The organism is Sphingomonas sediminicola, assembly GCF_049991885.1.
Taxonomy (GTDB): domain Bacteria; phylum Pseudomonadota; class Alphaproteobacteria; order Sphingomonadales; family Sphingomonadaceae; genus Sphingomicrobium; species Sphingomicrobium sediminicola.
On the sequence record NZ_CP178916.1, the window covers coordinates 323,134 to 338,607 of the forward strand.

Annotated in this window: 25 protein-coding genes and 1 pseudogene; 25 read left to right on the plus strand and 1 reads right to left on the minus strand. The window is 63.3% G+C overall.

The genetic code is table 11. The annotated features are described in order from the left end of the window. Positions 1-20 precede the first annotated feature (20 nt). Positions 21-251: a hypothetical protein gene (locus ACMC5O_RS01650; protein ID WP_187707972.1), complete on the minus strand. Its 231-nt coding sequence runs from the start codon at positions 249-251 to the stop codon at positions 21-23. 341 nt (positions 252-592) lie between these two features. Here ACMC5O_RS01650 and rpsL point away from each other — a divergent pair, with 341 nt between their 5' ends. The 25 genes and pseudogenes from rpsL (at position 593) to rplO (ending at position 15,393) form a co-directional block, all read left to right on the plus strand. Continuing rightward, positions 593-964 carry a 30S ribosomal protein S12 gene (gene rpsL, locus ACMC5O_RS01655; protein ID WP_147044308.1) on the plus strand — a complete coding sequence of 124 codons (372 nt, stop codon included), beginning with the start codon at positions 593-595 and terminating at the stop codon, positions 962-964. A gap of 60 nt (positions 965-1,024) precedes the next feature. Next, positions 1,025-1,495 carry a 30S ribosomal protein S7 gene (gene rpsG, locus ACMC5O_RS01660; RefSeq protein WP_426693148.1) on the plus strand — a complete coding sequence of 157 codons (471 nt, stop codon included), beginning with the start codon at positions 1,025-1,027 and terminating at the stop codon, positions 1,493-1,495. Between the two features lie 66 nt (positions 1,496-1,561). Continuing rightward, on the plus strand, positions 1,562-3,655 hold the full coding sequence (fusA, locus tag ACMC5O_RS01665; RefSeq protein ID WP_426693149.1) for an elongation factor G: 2,094 nt from the start codon (positions 1,562-1,564) through the stop codon (positions 3,653-3,655). Positions 3,656-3,729: 74 nt separating this feature from the next. Further along, positions 3,730-4,920 carry an elongation factor Tu gene (gene tuf / locus ACMC5O_RS01670; protein WP_187707971.1) on the plus strand — a complete coding sequence of 397 codons (1,191 nt, stop codon included), beginning with the start codon at positions 3,730-3,732 and terminating at the stop codon, positions 4,918-4,920. A gap of 120 nt (positions 4,921-5,040) precedes the next feature. Further along, a complete protein-coding gene (gene rpsJ / locus ACMC5O_RS01675) occupies positions 5,041-5,352 on the plus strand; it encodes a 30S ribosomal protein S10 (RefSeq protein ID WP_044450118.1) in 312 nt (103 codons plus the stop codon). A 206-nt stretch (positions 5,353-5,558) separates the two neighbouring features. After that, a complete protein-coding gene (rplC, locus tag ACMC5O_RS01680) occupies positions 5,559-6,476 on the plus strand; it encodes a 50S ribosomal protein L3 (RefSeq protein WP_187707970.1) in 918 nt (305 codons plus the stop codon). Between the two features lie 3 nt (positions 6,477-6,479). Beyond that, on the plus strand, positions 6,480-7,106 hold the full coding sequence (gene rplD / locus ACMC5O_RS01685) for a 50S ribosomal protein L4 (protein ID WP_187707969.1): 627 nt from the start codon (positions 6,480-6,482) through the stop codon (positions 7,104-7,106). Then, positions 7,099-7,419, plus strand: coding sequence for a 50S ribosomal protein L23 (locus tag ACMC5O_RS01690; protein WP_187707968.1), 321 nt, complete (start codon positions 7,099-7,101; stop codon positions 7,417-7,419). The genes rplD and ACMC5O_RS01690 overlap by 8 nt, the downstream gene beginning before the upstream one ends. Next, complete coding sequence (gene rplB, locus ACMC5O_RS01695; protein ID WP_187707967.1) at positions 7,419-8,255, plus strand: 50S ribosomal protein L2; 837 nt, start codon at positions 7,419-7,421, stop codon at positions 8,253-8,255. The genes ACMC5O_RS01690 and rplB overlap by 1 nt, the downstream gene beginning before the upstream one ends. Positions 8,256-8,258: 3 nt before the next feature. Next, positions 8,259-8,534 (plus strand): 30S ribosomal protein S19, encoded by a 276-nt coding sequence (gene rpsS, locus ACMC5O_RS01700; protein WP_187707966.1) that lies wholly within the window; start codon positions 8,259-8,261, stop codon positions 8,532-8,534. Continuing rightward, positions 8,534-8,911: a 50S ribosomal protein L22 gene (gene rplV, locus ACMC5O_RS01705; protein WP_187707965.1), complete on the plus strand. Its 378-nt coding sequence runs from the start codon at positions 8,534-8,536 to the stop codon at positions 8,909-8,911. The genes rpsS and rplV overlap by 1 nt, the downstream gene beginning before the upstream one ends. Before the next feature lie 3 nt (positions 8,912-8,914). Further along, positions 8,915-9,628 (plus strand): 30S ribosomal protein S3, encoded by a 714-nt coding sequence (rpsC, locus tag ACMC5O_RS01710; protein ID WP_187707964.1) that lies wholly within the window; start codon positions 8,915-8,917, stop codon positions 9,626-9,628. A gap of 19 nt (positions 9,629-9,647) precedes the next feature. After that, entirely contained in the window at positions 9,648-10,082 is a 435-nt protein-coding gene (rplP, locus tag ACMC5O_RS01715) for a 50S ribosomal protein L16 (RefSeq protein ID WP_187707963.1), read from the plus strand. 1 nt (position 10,083) lies between these two features. Further along, complete coding sequence (gene rpmC, locus ACMC5O_RS01720) at positions 10,084-10,311, plus strand: 50S ribosomal protein L29 (RefSeq protein WP_187707962.1); 228 nt, start codon at positions 10,084-10,086, stop codon at positions 10,309-10,311. A 12-nt stretch (positions 10,312-10,323) separates the two neighbouring features. Then, positions 10,324-10,572, plus strand: a pseudogene (gene rpsQ, locus ACMC5O_RS01725) (30S ribosomal protein S17); the annotation flags it as partial. A 167-nt stretch (positions 10,573-10,739) separates the two neighbouring features. Then, positions 10,740-11,108: a 50S ribosomal protein L14 gene (gene rplN, locus ACMC5O_RS01730; protein ID WP_187707960.1), complete on the plus strand. Its 369-nt coding sequence runs from the start codon at positions 10,740-10,742 to the stop codon at positions 11,106-11,108. Between the two features lie 2 nt (positions 11,109-11,110). Next, positions 11,111-11,431, plus strand: coding sequence for a 50S ribosomal protein L24 (gene rplX, locus ACMC5O_RS01735; protein WP_187707959.1), 321 nt, complete (start codon positions 11,111-11,113; stop codon positions 11,429-11,431). Positions 11,432-11,558: 127 nt separating this feature from the next. Continuing rightward, positions 11,559-12,176, plus strand: coding sequence for a 50S ribosomal protein L5 (gene rplE / locus ACMC5O_RS01740; RefSeq protein WP_426693543.1), 618 nt, complete (start codon positions 11,559-11,561; stop codon positions 12,174-12,176). 39 nt (positions 12,177-12,215) lie between these two features. Next, on the plus strand, positions 12,216-12,521 hold the full coding sequence (gene rpsN / locus ACMC5O_RS01745; protein ID WP_187707958.1) for a 30S ribosomal protein S14: 306 nt from the start codon (positions 12,216-12,218) through the stop codon (positions 12,519-12,521). Positions 12,522-12,530: 9 nt separating this feature from the next. Continuing rightward, positions 12,531-12,926 carry a 30S ribosomal protein S8 gene (gene rpsH / locus ACMC5O_RS01750; RefSeq protein ID WP_187707957.1) on the plus strand — a complete coding sequence of 132 codons (396 nt, stop codon included), beginning with the start codon at positions 12,531-12,533 and terminating at the stop codon, positions 12,924-12,926. A 1-nt stretch (position 12,927) separates the two neighbouring features. Continuing rightward, positions 12,928-13,461 carry a 50S ribosomal protein L6 gene (gene rplF, locus ACMC5O_RS01755; protein WP_187707956.1) on the plus strand — a complete coding sequence of 178 codons (534 nt, stop codon included), beginning with the start codon at positions 12,928-12,930 and terminating at the stop codon, positions 13,459-13,461. A 3-nt stretch (positions 13,462-13,464) separates the two neighbouring features. Beyond that, positions 13,465-13,818 carry a 50S ribosomal protein L18 gene (gene rplR / locus ACMC5O_RS01760; protein WP_187707955.1) on the plus strand — a complete coding sequence of 118 codons (354 nt, stop codon included), beginning with the start codon at positions 13,465-13,467 and terminating at the stop codon, positions 13,816-13,818. Beyond that, positions 13,819-14,592, plus strand: coding sequence for a 30S ribosomal protein S5 (gene rpsE, locus ACMC5O_RS01765; protein WP_246444072.1), 774 nt, complete (start codon positions 13,819-13,821; stop codon positions 14,590-14,592). It abuts the gene before it with no gap. A 5-nt stretch (positions 14,593-14,597) separates the two neighbouring features. Continuing rightward, positions 14,598-14,777 (plus strand): 50S ribosomal protein L30, encoded by a 180-nt coding sequence (rpmD, locus tag ACMC5O_RS01770; RefSeq protein ID WP_192605287.1) that lies wholly within the window; start codon positions 14,598-14,600, stop codon positions 14,775-14,777. Positions 14,778-14,841: 64 nt separating this feature from the next. Continuing rightward, entirely contained in the window at positions 14,842-15,393 is a 552-nt protein-coding gene (gene rplO / locus ACMC5O_RS01775) for a 50S ribosomal protein L15 (protein ID WP_187707954.1), read from the plus strand. The last annotated feature ends 81 nt before the right edge of the window (positions 15,394-15,474 follow it).

Below are 15,474 nucleotides of genomic sequence, written 5' to 3' on the forward strand. Positions count from 1 at the left end.
CGACCGCGCCCCGGCGGAAGCTACTCCTTCAACATCTTGTCGATGTCGACGTGCTCCCTGGCCCACTCGGCCTTGGTCTTGCATTCCTGCGCCCGGACGCGGCTTCCGACGACGCTGTCGTACGAAAGGCAGTATTTCTTCTGGTCGACCGTGGTGCTCTTGTCGGATTTCGGCGCGTCGGAGTTCTGTGCGCCCGCCGGAACGGCGATCAGGGCCATCCCGACCGCAACGAGTACATTCTTGCTTGTCATGATCCTGCTCCCTTTGAACGGAGCCATGGATGGACCGCATGGGATCCAGATGCTCTTCGGTTTCGACCGGACGCGAGCCGCCGTCGATCAAGTCCGTTTGTCGGCTTGCCCTGCGCATTCGTCGGCTCAATCGGTTTCGGAGAGCCACCCGTTGACCCTCCGGCGGTCCCTCGCTATGTGGCCGCTCGTCCGCGGGCTGCGATTCCGTTCCCCTGAAGGACAGAGCTGAACATTGCTCAACGACGTGAAGGCCGGGTGGCTGGCGGCTACCAGGTGTTCACGCTTTTGCGTTGCGCAAAGTAACCGCCGGGTCTTCCGGCAACATAAAGGTGAAGGGCTTCATGCCAACGATCAACCAGCTGATCCGCAAGGGTCGCGAACCGCAGAAGGCCAAGTCCAAGGTTCCTGCGATGGAACAGAACCCGCAGAAGCGTGGCGTTTGCACTCGCGTTTACACGACCACCCCGAAGAAGCCGAACTCGGCGCTTCGTAAGGTCGCCAAGGTCCGTCTGACGAACCAGCGCGAAGTCATCAGCTATATCCCCGGCGAAGGCCACAACCTCCAGGAGCACAGCGTCGTGCTGATCCGTGGCGGCCGTGTGCGCGACCTTCCGGGTGTCCGCTACCACGTGCTTCGCGGCGTTCTCGACACCCAGGGTGTCAAGGACCGCAAGCAGAGCCGTTCGAAGTACGGCGCCAAGCGTCCCAAGTAACCACGCACGAGTAAGCCCCGGACAAGTTCCGGAACAGGCTGAAGAGAAAGGAACAGTCCAATGTCCCGTCGTCGCCGCCCAGAAAAGCGCGAAATCCTTCCCGATCCCCGTTTCGGGGACATCGTCCTGTCGAAGTTCATGAATTCGGTCATGCTCGACGGCAAGAAGTCGGTCGCCGAAGGCATCGTCTATGGCGCTCTCGACAATGTCGAAGCTCGCCTGAAGAAAGACCCGATCCAGGTCTTTCACGACGCCCTCAACAATGTGAAGCCGGGGATCGAAGTCCGCAGCCGCCGCGTCGGCGGTGCGACTTACCAGGTCCCCGTGGAAGTTCGCGTCGAGCGCGCTCAGGCGCTCGCCATTCGCTGGCTGATCTCGGCCGCTCGCGCCCGCTCTGAAAAGACGATGGCCGCGCGTCTGTCGGGCGAGCTGATGGATGCCTCGCAGAACCGCGGCAATGCCGTGAAGAAGCGCGAGGACACGCACCGCATGGCCGAAGCGAACCGCGCGTTCAGCCACTACCGCTGGTAATTTTCATACCTATATCTGGGGAAGCCGGATCCGCCGGCTCCCCACATCGCTAAGGAAGCAAGTAAAATGGCCCGCAGCCATCCGCTCGACCGCTATCGCAACATCGGCATCATGGCGCACATCGACGCCGGCAAGACGACGACGACCGAGCGCATCCTCTATTACACCGGCAAGTCCTACAAGATCGGTGAAGTCCACGAAGGCACCGCCACGATGGACTGGATGGAGCAGGAGCAGGAGCGCGGGATCACGATCACGTCGGCCGCGACGACCTGTTTCTGGAGCGCTGACGAGGGCAAGGGCCCCGAGCATCGCATCAACATCATCGACACGCCTGGCCACGTCGACTTCACCATCGAAGTCGAGCGTTCGCTGCGCGTGCTCGACGGCGCGGTTGCCTGTTTCGACGGCGTTGCCGGCGTTGAGCCGCAGTCGGAGACCGTTTGGCGCCAGGCCGACAAGTATGGCGTTCCGCGGATGTGCTTCATCAACAAGCTCGACCGCACCGGTGCCGACTTCTATTATTGCGTCCAGTCGATCATCGACCGCCTCGGCGCGCGCCCGGCGGTCTTGTATCTTCCGATCGGCATCGAAGGCGGCTTCAAGGGCCTCGTCGACCTGGTCGAGAACCGCGCAATCATCTGGCTTGAAGAGAGCCTTGGCGCGAAGTTCGAATATCAGGAAATTCCGGACGACTTGAAGGGCAAGGCCGCCGAAGCGCGCACCAACCTCATTGAACTTGCCGTTGAGCAGGACGATGACGCGATGGAAGCCTATCTTGAAGGCAATGAGCCTGACGTCGCGACCCTGAAGAAGCTTATCCGCAAGGGCACGCTCGGAATGGCGTTCGTTCCGGTCGTCTGTGGCTCGGCGTTCAAGAACAAGGGCGTTCAGCCGCTGCTAGACGCGGTGGTCGACTATCTGCCGAGCCCGCTCGACGTTCCTGCGATCAAGGGCATCCTGCCCAACGGCGACGAGGATTCACGTCCGTCGGACGACAATGCGCCGTTTGCCGCGCTGGCCTTCAAGATCATGAACGACCCATTCGTGGGCACGCTGACCTTCGCTCGTATTTACTCGGGCACGCTCGAGACTTCGTCGCAGGTCATGAACAGCGTCAAGGACAAGAAGGAAAAGGTCGGCCGCATGCTGCTGATGCATGCCAACGACCGTGAGGACATCCAGGTGGCATACGCTGGCGACATCGTCGCGCTCGCCGGCCTCAAGGACACGACCACCGGCGACACTCTGTGCGCCACGAACGCGCCGATCATCCTCGAGCGGATGGAATTCCCCGATCCGGTCATCGAGCTCTCGGTCGAGCCCAAGACGAAGGCCGACCAGGAGAAGATGGGCGTGGCGCTCAACCGCCTTGCCCGCGAGGATCCGTCATTCCGCGTGTCGACCGACCATGAATCGGGCCAGACGATCATCAAGGGGATGGGCGAGCTCCACCTCGAGATTCTCGTCGACCGCATGAAGCGAGAGTTCAAGGTCGAGGCCAACGTGGGTGCGCCGCAGGTCGCCTATCGCGAATATCTCGCGAAGCCGGTCGAGCTGACCTACACCCACAAAAAGCAGTCGGGCGGCTCCGGTCAGTTCGGCGAGATCAAGATCGCGGTCGCCCCGGGCGAGCGCGGTTCGGGCTTCCAGTTCTTCGACGAGATCAAGGGCGGCAACGTTCCGAAGGAATATATCCCGTCGGTCGAGAAGGGCCTGCGCGAGACAGCCGAGACGGGTTCGCTGATCGGCTTCCCGATCATCGACTTCGAAGTTCACCTGATCGACGGCAAATATCACGACGTCGACTCTTCGGCGCTGGCGTTCGAAATCTGCGCCCGCGGTGCAATGCGCGAAGTGGCCCAGAAGGCCGGCATTAAGCTGCTCGAGCCGATCATGAAGGTCGAGGTCGTTACGCCTGAGGATTATCTCGGCGACGTCATCGGCGACCTCAACTCGCGTCGCGGGCAGATCCAGGGCACTGACACGCGCGGTAACGCGCAGGCGGTGGAAGCGATCGTCCCGCTGGCGAACATGTTTGGCTATGTGAACCAGCTCCGCTCCTTCACCCAGGGACGCGCGCAGTACACGATGCAGTTCTCGCACTACGAAGAAGTGCCGCAGAACGTCGCCGACGAGGTGAAGGCCAAGCTGGCGTAACGGATTTTTGTTAGCTATGGGCGCGTCCGCGATACGGGCGGGCCGCCCGGATTTCAGAGAAGAAGAGGCGTAAAATGGCGAAGGCTAAATTCGAGCGGAACAAGCCGCACTGCAACATCGGCACCATCGGTCACGTCGACCATGGCAAGACGTCGCTGACGGCTGCAATCACCAAGGTGCTGGCCAAGCACGGCGGCGGTGAAGCCGTCGACTTCGCCAATATCGACAAGGCGCCGGAAGAGCGCGAGCGCGGCATCACCATCTCGACGGCGCACGTCGAGTACGAGACCGACAAGCGGCACTATGCGCATGTCGATTGCCCGGGCCACGCCGACTACGTGAAGAACATGATCACTGGTGCCGCCCAGATGGACGGCGCGATCCTGGTCGTGTCTGCTGCTGACGGCCCGATGCCGCAGACCAAGGAGCACATCCTGCTCGCAGCGCAGGTCGGCGTTCCGACCATGGTCGTGTTCCTCAACAAGGTTGACCAGGTTGACGATCCCGAGCTGCTCGAGCTCGTCGAGCTCGAAATCCGCGAGGAGCTTTCCAAGCGCGGCTTCGACGGCGACAACATTCCCATTGTCGCCGGTTCGGCTCTCGCCGTCCTCGAGGACCGCAATCCCGAGATTGGCGAAGAGAAGATCATGGAGCTGATGAAGGCGGTCGACGACTGGATTCCCCAGCCGGAGCGTCCGCTCGACAAGCCCTTCCTGATGCCGATCGAAGACGTGTTCTCGATCTCGGGCCGCGGCACCGTCGTGACCGGTCGTGTCGAGACGGGTATCGTAAAGGTTGGCGAGGAAGTCGAAATCGTCGGCATCCGCGACACCCAGAAGACCGTCGTCACCGGCGTCGAGATGTTCCGCAAGCTGCTCGACCAGGGTCAGGCCGGCGACAACATCGGCGCGCTGCTTCGTGGCATCGGCCGTGAGGACGTCGAGCGCGGCCAGGTTCTCTGCAAGCCGGGCTCGATCACTCCGCACACGGACTTCCAGGCGGAAGTTTACGTGCTGTCGAAGGACGAGGGCGGCCGTCACACGCCGTTCTTCGCGAACTACCGTCCGCAGTTCTACTTCCGCACGACCGACGTGACGGGCGAAGTCCAGCTGCCGGAAGGCACCGAGATGGTGATGCCGGGCGACAACGTCAGCCTGGGTGTCAAGCTGATTGCTCCGATCGCCATGGATCCGGGTCTCCGCTTCGCAATTCGCGAGGGCGGCCGGACCGTCGGCGCGGGGGTTGTCGGAACGATCTCCAAGTAATATAGGGCTGCAACCGCGCGATTCTGATTCAGGGTCGCGCGGTTCGCTTTTGAGTTTTGTTTTATTGCGCGGGCTTCGGCGAATGCTGATGCTCGCAGGCTCTTTCGCATCGGTAGGGACATGGAAACGCAGAATATCCGTATTCGCCTGAAGGCTTTCGATCATCGAGTGCTCGATCAGGCAACTGGCGACATCGCCGACACGGCGCGCCGTACGGGTGCACTCATTCGCGGTCCGATTCCCCTTCCGACGCGTATCGAGAAGTTCACCGTCAACCGTTCGCCGCACATCGACAAGAAGTCGCGCGAGCAGTTCGAGGTGAGGACGTACAAGCGGCTGCTCGACATCGTCCAGCCGACGCCGCAGACGGTCGACGCGCTGATGAAGCTCGATCTGGCCGCCGGTGTAGACGTAGAGATCAAGCTGGCCTAACAGCCAGCCGTCGCTCCGACCCGGAGCGGCATCGAGAGGCTCCGGCCTTTCGGACATAGGGTGATACCGCGGAGCTTTTGGCTCCGGCTGCGTCCCCGCCGTCCCGCAGAATATGCGGGACACTAGCCCAGGCGGGGCACGCAATCAGTTCAATGGGCTACACGCCCGCGGAATGGTCCGCGGGCCTCTGTGAGGAGTCTTTGATCATGCGCACTGGCGTGATCGCGAAGAAGGTCGGAATGACGCGCCTCTTCCAGGCGGACGGTCGGCACGTGCCGGTTACCGTTCTCCAGCTGGACGAGGTTCAGGTCATCGGCCGCCGCGAAATGGACCGGGACGGCTACACCGCCGTCCAGCTTGGAGCAGGCACTGCGAAGGCGAAGAATGTCGCCAAGCCGCAGCGTGTCGCTTTCGGCAAGGCCGAAGTCGAGCCCAAGGCGAAGGTCGTTGAATTCCGCGTCGCCGAAGACGCTCTCCTGGACGTCGGCTCACGCATTAGCGCGGAGCACTTCGTTGCCGGCCAGCTGGTCGACATCGCGGGCGTGACTCAGGGCAAGGGCTTCGCCGGCGCCATGAAGCGCTGGGGCTTCGGCGGTCTTCGCGCTACCCACGGCGTTTCCGTTTCGCACCGTTCGCACGGTTCAACCGGTAACCGCCAGGATCCGGGCCGCGTCTTCAAGAACAAGAAGATGGCCGGCCACATGGGTGCCCGTAATCGCACCCAGCAGAACCTCGAGGTCGTCCGCACGGACCCGATCCGCGGCCTGCTATTCATCAAGGGCTCGGTTCCGGGTCACAAGGGTAGCTGGGTAACAGTCGAAGACGCCGTGAAGCTGCCGCGCCACGAGAATGCGCCGTACCCGGCCGGCATCCTCGACACGAAGGCGAAGATCGACGAATCGGAACTGCCGGTGGCGGGCCTGGTCGATGACGCAGCCGTCCACGAGATCCCGGCGCTCCCGAGCGACGAGGAAGTGGCGGCGATCGCGGCGGAGCAGGAAGCCGGTGCGGCTGCTGAAGCAGCGGCCGAGGCTGAAGCCGAAGCAAATGAGGGAACTGCGACCGAGGCTGGCGAAGGCCAGGCCGAGGACAATGGTTCCTCCGACGAAAACAAGGAAGGCTAAGCGATGAAGGTCAAGGTACAGACCCTCGACGCGAAGAGCGGGGGCGACCTCGAGCTCAATGACGAGATCTTCGGTGTCGAGCCGCGCGCCGACATCCTGCATCGCGTCGTCACGTGGCAGCTCGTCAATCGCCGCGGAACGGCTCGCGCCGCCCGTGAGCGCAGCGATGTTGCCCGCACCGGCAAGAAGTTCGGTCGCCAGAAGGGCGGCGGTACGGCTCGCCACGGCGATCGCCGCGCACCGATCTTCATCGGCGGCGGCAAGGCCCACGGCCCACGTGCCCGCGTGTTCAGCGCCTCGCTGAACAAGAAGGTTCGCGCGCTCGGCCTTAAGATGGCGCTTTCGTCGAAGGCTCTCGGCGGTCAGTTGATCGTGGTCGACAACCTCGACCTTAAGGACGGCAAGACCAAGGAGCTGAAAGCGAAGCTCGGCGGCCTCAACCTCGGCAAGTCGGCGCTGGTCATCGACGGTGACGCGCTGAACGTCGGTTTCGCCCGCGCGTCGTCGAACCTCAGCAATGTCGACCTGCTCCCGGCAGTCGGCGCTAACGTCTACGACATCATGCGCTGCGAGACCCTGGTCCTGACCAAGGCGGCGGTCGAGCGCCTGGAGGCACGGTTCAATGGCTAAGAAGCAGCAGGCAGCGGTCGACACGCGTCACTACGACGTGATCGTCGCTCCGCACATCACCGAGAAGTCGACCATGCTCTCCGAGCACAATGCGGTCGTCTTCAAGGTCGCGAAGGACGCGTCGAAGCCGGAGATCAAGGCTGCGGTCGAGGCGCTGTTCAACGTCAAGGTGACGGGCGTCAACACCATCGTTTCCAAGGGCAAGACCAAGCGCTGGAAGGGCCAAGCCTACCAGCGTTCGGACGCGAAGAAGGCGATCGTCACCCTCGCAGAAGGCGAGATGATCGACATTACGGAAGGGGCTAAGGCGTAATGGCTCTGAAGCAATATAAGCCGACCTCGCCGGCACGCCGCGGCCTGATCCTGGTCGACAAGTCGGCCCTGTGGAAGGGCAAGCCGGTCAAGGCGCTTACCGAGGGCAAGCGCAAGACGGGCGGCCGCAACAACAAGGGTCACGTGACCTCGCGTGGAATCGCCGGCGGTCACAAGCAGAAGTACCGCTACATCGACTTCAAGCGCCGTACCTGGGACGTCGCAGCGACCGTCGAGCGTCTCGAGTACGACCCGAACCGTTCGGCATTCATCGCGCTCGTGACCTACGAGGGCGGCGAGCAGGCCTACATCATCGCTCCGCAGCGTCTCGCTCCGGGCGACAAGGTCATCGCCGGCAAGAAGGTCGACGTGAAGCCGGGCAATGCGATGGAAATCGGCCAGATGCCGATCGGCACCATTGTCCACAACGTCGAGCTGAAGCCCGGCAAGGGCGGTCAGATTGCTCGCGCGGCAGGCACCTATGTGCAGGTCGTCGGCCGCGACAAGGGCATGGTCATCGTCAGGCTCAATTCAGGCGAGCAGCGCTACATCCGCTCGGACTGCATGGCGACGGTCGGCGCAGTGTCCAACCCGGACAATGCCAACCAGACCCTCGCCAAGGCAGGCCGCACCCGCTGGCTGGGCAAGCGCCCGCTGACCCGTGGTGTCGCCAAGAACCCGGTCGACCACCCGCACGGCGGTGGTGAAGGCCGGACCTCGGGCGGCCGTCATCCGGTCACTCCGTGGGGCAAGCCGACCAAGGGTGCCCGCACTCGTCACAACAAGTCGACCGACAAGTTCATCATTCGGTCGCGTCACGCGAAGAAGAAGGGTTAAGCAATGGCCCGTTCCATCTGGAAAGGCCCGTTCGTCGAGCTTTCGCTGCTGAAGAAGGCGGAAGCTGCGCAGGAAAAGGGCGGCCGCGCGCCGATCAAGACCTGGTCGCGCCGTTCGACGATCCTGCCGCAGTTCGTCGGCCTCACCTTCAATGTCTACAACGGCCGCAAGTTCGTGCCGGTGTCGGTCAATGAGGACATGGTCGGCATGAAGCTCGGTGAGTTCGCGCCGACCCGCTTCTTCCCTGGCCACGCCTCGGACAAGAAGGGCAAGCGCTGATGAGCAAGCAAGCAGCTCCCCGTAAGGTCGGCGACAAGGAAGCGCTCGCCGTCGGCACGATGATCCGCGGTTCGGCTCGCAAGCTGAACCTCGTCGCGGGCCTCATCCGCGGCCGCAAGGTCGAGGAAGCCCTCAACATCCTTCAGTTCTCGCCCAAGGCGATGGCTGACGACGTGCGCAAGGTGCTCGCGTCGGCGGTGGCCAATGCCGAGAACAACCACAACCTCGACGTCGACGCTTTGGTCGTGTCCGAGGCGAGTGTCGGCAAGTCGATCTCGATGAAGCGCTTCGCGACCCGTGCGCGTGGCCGTTCGAGCCGGATCGTCAAGCCGTTCAGCCGCATTCGGGTCGTCGTTCGCGAGCAGGAAGAAGCGTAACTTATGGGTCAGAAATCCTCTCCCGTCGGGCTCCGCCTGCAGATCAACCGGACCTGGGACAGCCGCTGGTTCGCGGAAGGCCATGACTATGGCCGTCTGCTGCTGGAGGACCTCAAGATCCGGAAGCACATCCTTTCGACGCTGCCGCAGGCCGCGATTTCGAAGGTGGTGATCGAGCGTCCGGCCAAGATCTGCCGCGTCAGCATCTATGCTGCTCGCCCGGGCGTGATCATCGGCAAGAAGGGCGCTGACATCGAGAAACTCCGCAAGGTTCTCGGTGCGATGACATCCTCGGACGTCAGCCTGAACATTGTCGAGATCCGCAAGCCGGAGATCGACGCCAAGCTCGTCGCCCAGGGCGTCGCCGACCAGCTCGAGCGCCGTATTGCGTTCCGCCGCGCCATGAAGCGCGCGGTACAGTCGGCTCTCCGCCTCGGCGCCGAAGGCATTCGTATCACCTGCGCGGGCCGTCTTGGCGGCGCCGAGATCGCTCGCACCGAATGGTACCGTGAAGGTCGCGTTCCGCTGCACACGCTGCGCGGCAACGTCGATTACGCGGAAGCCGAAGCCCACACCGCCTACGGCGTGTGCGGCGTGAAGGTGTGGATCTTCAAAGGCGAGATTCTCGGCCACGATCCGACGGCTCAGGACCGGCTGATGATGGAGGCCCAGACCTCCGGAGTCCGTCCGGCCCGCGAAGACCGCGGCAACCGGTAAGCGCGAAGGAAAGTAAGACATGCTGCAACCCAAGCGCACCAAGTTCCGCAAGGCCTTCAAGGGCCGCATCCATGGCAATGCCAAGGGTGGAACCGAGCTCAACTTCGGCGCCTTCGGCCTGAAGGCGATGGAGCCGGAGCGGATCACCGCGCGCCAGATCGAGGCGGCCCGCCGCGCGATCACGCGTCACATCAAGCGTTCCGGACGTCTCTGGATCCGCATTTTTCCGGACGTTCCGGTTTCGTCGAAGCCGGCCGAGGTCCGCATGGGTTCCGGTAAGGGCAGCCCCGAGTTCTGGGTCGCCCGCGTGAAGCCGGGCCGGATCCTGTTCGAGCTCGACGGCGTACCTGGCCACCTCGCCAAGACCGCTTTCGAGCGTGCGGCCGAGAAGCTGCCGATCAAGACGAAGGTCGTGGCCCGCCTCGGCGAGACCCTGGCCGGAGAGGAAAAGTAAGATGGCGAAGGCGAAGACCGCCAAGAAAGACGACCTGAAGGTCGCGACCGACGATCAGCTGCAGACGCAGCTGACGGAGCTGAAGCGCGAGCAGTTCAACCTGCGCTTCCAGGCGGCGACCAATCAGCTCGAGAAGCCGTCGCGGGTGAAGATCGTGCGCCGCACCATCGCTCGCATCAAGACGCTGCAGAGCGAACGCGCCCGCGCGGCCGAACCGGCCCAGGGCTGAGGAGACAGAGGAATGCCAAAGCGCGTCCTGAGCGGCACCGTGGTGTCCGACAAGGGTGACAAGACGGTGGTGGTCCGTGTCGAGCGGCGGGTGAAGCACCCGCTGTACGGCAAGATCATCAAGCTGTCGAAGAAGTACCACGCCCATGACGAGGCGAACGAATTCAAGGCTGGCGAGCAGGTTCGCATCGAGGAATGCGCTCCGATCTCGAAGCTGAAGACGTGGACGGTTCTCGATCGAATTGGCGCCGCCAAGGCTGCAGCCGTCGAGATCGTCGAGGGTGCTTCGAACCCGGTCGAAGAGAAGAAGGCTCCGGGCAAGGCCAAGGCTGAAAAGCCCGCCGCCAAGCCGGCTGCGAAGGCGAAGAAGGCGAAAGCCGACGCCGACGCGGACGCCTGAGCAGTTTTGAAAGAAGGTAGGGTCGAACAATGATCCAGATGCAGTCCAACCTCGAGGTTGCGGACAACAGCGGCGCGAAGCGCGTTCAGTGCATCAAGGTGCTGGGCGGATCGAAGCGTCGCGTTGCCGGCGTCGGCGACATCATCGTCGTTTCCGTCAAGGAAGCGGCGCCGCGCGGCCGCGTGAAGAAGGGCGACGTTCACCGTGCGGTGATCGTTCGCACAGCCAAGGACATCCGCCGTCCCGACGGTTCGGTGATCCGTTTCGACAGCAATGCCGCTGTCCTGGTCAACAAGAACGAGGAGCCGATCGGCACCCGTATCTTTGGCCCGGTCGTCCGTGAGCTTCGTGCGCGCAAGCACATGAAGATCATCAGCCTTGCGCCGGAGGTGCTGTAACCATGGCCGCCGCCAAGATTCGCAAGGGTGACACGGTCGTCGTCCTGTCCGGCAAGGACAAGGGCAAGACTGGCGAAGTCATCCGCTCGATGCCGAAGGACAGCAAGGTCGTCGTGTCCGGCGTGAATGTCGCCGCGCGTCACCGCAAGCCGTCCCAGGTGAACCCGCAGGGCGGGATTGAGCGCAAGGAAGCGCCTCTGCATGTGTCGAAGGTCGCGATTGCCGACCCGAAGACCGGCAAGGCAACCCGCGTCCGCTTTGAGGAGCGCGACGGCAAGAAGGTTCGCGTTGCGGCCAAGTCTGGAGAATTGATCCATGGCTGACAAAGAAAAGAAGATCGACGAGGCTCTCGAGCCTGCGACCGAGCAGGTAGAAGTCGAGCGCGTCGGCGAGGCTGAGAAGGCCGAGGCCGAGGCGGTCGAGGCATTGCCGAAGGTCGAAGAGGCTTCGGTGCCCAAGGCTGAAAAGACCGCTCCACGGCCGTCGAAGACGCCGAAGGGCTACACGCCGCGCCTCAAGTCCGATTACGAGGACCGCATCGTCAAGGCGATGACCGAGAAGTTCGGCTACAAGAACCGTCTCGAGGTTCCGAAGCTCGACAAGATCGTCATCAACATGGGCGTCGGCGAGGCCACGCAGGACAAGAAGAAGGTCGAGGCGGCTGCCGCCGAGATGCAGGCGATTGCCGGTCAGAAGCCGGTCATTGCCAAGGCCAAGAAGTCGATCGCTCAGTTCAAGCTGCGTGAAGGCATGCCGATCGGCTGCAAGGTCACCCTGCGCCGGGACCGCATGTTCGAGTTCCTCGACCGCCTGGTCACCATCGCACTCCCGCGCGTCCGCGATTTCCGGGGTCTCAATCCCAAGTCGTTCGACGGCCGCGGCAACTACGCGATGGGCCTCAAGGAGCAGATCATTTTCCCCGAGATCAACTACGACCAGATCGACAAGGTCCGGGGGATGGACATCATCGTAACCACCACCGCGAAGACGGACGAAGAGGCGCGCGAGCTGCTGCGCCTGTTCAACTTCCCGTTCCCGCGTGACGAGGAGCAGAAGCAGGCTGCCTGAGGGCAGGACCTGCTTCTCTTAAGGAGAAGAACTTAAGTCATGGCGAAACTGAGTTCGATCAACAAGAACGAGCGTCGCAAGAAGCTCGTCCAGAAATACGCGTCGAAGTACGAGAAGCTGAAGGCTATCGCGAACGACGAGTCCAAGGACGAGACCGAGCGGCTGATCGCACGGCTCAAGATGGCGGAGCTTCCGCGCAACGGTAACCCGACGCGCATTCGCAACCGCTGTGAGCTCACCGGGCGTTCGCGCGCCTATTATCGCAAGTTCCGCTTGTCGCGGATCATGCTCCGGGAACTGGCCAACAAAGGCCTGATTCCGGGCGTCACCAAGTCGAGCTGGTAAGGGCCGCAGATGGCGATGACCGATCCATTGGGTGATATGCTCACCCGCATTCGCAACGGCCAGCAGGCACGCAAGGATTCCATCGTGACTCCAGCGTCCAACCTGCGCGTCCGTGTGCTCGATGTGCTCCAGCGTGAGGGCTATATCCGCGGCTATTCGGAAGAAGAGCTCGCCGGCCACCGCGGTCTGCGCATTGAGCTCAAGTATTTCGAAGGCCAGCCGGCTATCCAGCACCTGGCCCGCGTGTCCAAACCTGGCCGCCGCGTCTATTCGGCTGCCCGCGAGCTCCCGCGCGTCCGCAACGGACTCGGCACGATCATCGTGTCGACCCCGCGTGGCGTGCTCTCGGATGCCGAGGCTCGTGAGCAGAACGTCGGCGGCGAAGTGCTGGCGGAGGTATTCTAAGATGTCCCGCATCGGAAAACGGCCAGTGCCGCTGCCTTCGGGCGTAAGCGCAAGCACCGAAGGCCAGACTCTGTCGGTCAAGGGGCCGAAAGGAACGCTTCAGCTGCAGATGCGTGACGAGATCCGTTACGACATTTCGGACGAAGGCATTTCTGTTCAGCCGGCCAACGAGACCAAGGCTGCACGCGCGTTCTGGGGAATGCAGCGTACTTTGGTTCAGAACCTCGTCACGGGCGTGTCGGATGGTTTCACCAAGGTGCTTGAGATCAGCGGCGTCGGCTATCGTGCCCAGGCACAGGGCAAGAATTTGCGCCTGCAGCTTGGCTACAGCCACGACGTGAATTTCCCCGTCCCTGAGGGTGTCGAAGTGAAGACGCCGGATCAGACCACGGTCGAGATCAGTGGCATCGACAAGCAGAAAGTCGGTCAGGTCGCGGCCGAAATCCGCCGCTGGCGCAAGCCGGAGCCTTACAAGGGCAAGGGCATCAAGTATCGCGGCGAGTTCATCTTCCGCAAAGAAGGCAAGAAGAAGTAAGCCATGGCGAAACTCTCTCTCTTCGACCGCCGCCGGCGCCGTGTCCGCACGTCGCTCCGCGCGCGTTCCGCGGGCAAGCCGCGTCTTTCGGTCCACCGTTCGGGCCGCCATATCTATGCGCAGGTCATCGACGATACTGCCGGCAAGACGATCGCGTCCGCCTCGACCCTGGACAAGGACGTCAAGGCCAAGACCGGAGCGACCCGCGACGCGGCTGCCGCGGTCGGGAAGGCTGTTGCCGAGCGCGCGAAGAAGGCTGGTGTGTCGACGGTCGTGTTCGACCGCGGCGGCTTCCTGTTCCATGGCCGGGTGAAGGCCCTGGCCGATGCCGCCCGTGAAGGCGGATTGGAGTTCTAAATGGCTGACGAAAACGAAACCCCGCAGGTGGACGCTCCCGCCGAGGTGCCAGCCGAAGCCGCGCCCGCAGCGGAAGCGGCTCCTGCCGCTGAGACCGGACGTCCCGAGGGTGATCGCCCGCAGGGTCGCGGCCCACGCGGACCGCGTGGCGGCCGTGGCCGTGGCGGCAACGATCGTGGTGGCGGCCGTGGCCGTCGTGACGACCGTCGAGGCGGACGTGGCGGCGACGATGACGGTGGTGAGGAGCTGATCGAAAAGCTCGTTCACATCAACCGCGTCTCGAAGACGGTTAAGGGCGGTAAGCGCTTCGGTTTCGCAGCGCTCGTCGTCGTCGGCGACGGCAAGGGCCGCGCCGGATTCGGTCATGGCAAGGCTCGCGAAGTTCCCGAGGCGATCAGCAAGGCGACTGCCGCTGCGAAGAAGGCGATGATCCGCGTTCCGCTGCGCGATGGCCGCACGCTGCACCATGACGGGCTCGGCCACTTCGGCGCAGGCCGTGTGACGGTCCGTACCGCTCCGGCGGGAACCGGCATCATCGCCGGCGGCCCGATGCGCGCCATTTTCGAAAGCCTCGGCGTTGCCGACGTTGTCACCAAGTCGGTCGGCACGTCCAACCCGTACAACATGATCCGCGCGACCTTCGAGGCGCTCAAGGAGCAGACGAGCCCGCGCTCGGTTGCCCAGCGCCGCGGCAAGAAGGTTGCCGACCTGCTCGGCCGTGGCGGCGCAAGCGCTACCGAAGCCGAGGCTCAGGCCGAAGCGATCACGGAGTAATAGTGATGGCAAAGATCAAGATCACCCAGACCGGATCGCCGATCCGCCGCGACAAGACGCAGCGGGCGACGCTCGTCGGCCTCGGGCTCAACAAGATGCACCGCACCGTGGAAGTGGAAGAGACCCCCGAGGTCCTCGGCCAGGTCCGCAAGGTGGCGCACCTCGTGAGCGTCGAAGCCGCCTAACCAACGATTTGGCCCTGCTTCGGCGGGGTCATGCGCGACAAAAGCGAAAGCGAGTGCAGACAAAATGAAACTCAACGAACTCCGCGACAATCCTGGTGCTCGTAAGACCCGCATGCGGGTCGGCCGTGGTATCGGTTCGGGCAAGGGAAAGACGTCGGGCCGCGGCCAGAAGGGTCAGACGAGTCGCTCCGGCGTCTCAATCTTCGGCTTCGAAGGTGGCCAGATGCCGCTCCACATGCGGTTGCCGAAGCGCGGCTTCAACAACATCTTCGGCAAGGACTATGCCGAGGTGAACGTAGGCGCGATCCAGAAGGCGATCGATGCCGGCAAGCTCGATGCCAAGGGCACGCTCGACCATGACGCGCTGAAGGCCGCTGGCCTGGCCCGTGGCGGCAAGGACGGCGTCCGCGTTCTCGGCAAGGGTGAGCTGAAGGCGAAGCTGTCGCTGAAGATCGCCGGCGCGTCGAAGGGCGCCCGCGAGGCGATCGAGAAGGCCGGCGGTTCTATCGAGTTCATCGAGCGCAAGAATCCGGCCGAACTGGCCGCCGCCAAGAAGGGCAAGGCTCGCGAGGCTCGGTTGGCCGACAAGACGGCCAAGAGTGCAGCCAAGGCCTAAGAGCTTCCCCGCCGCAAAATAGTGGCGTCCGGGGCTTAGCCTTCTAGGATCAACCCACTATATCCGCCGGCGGGGTAGCAA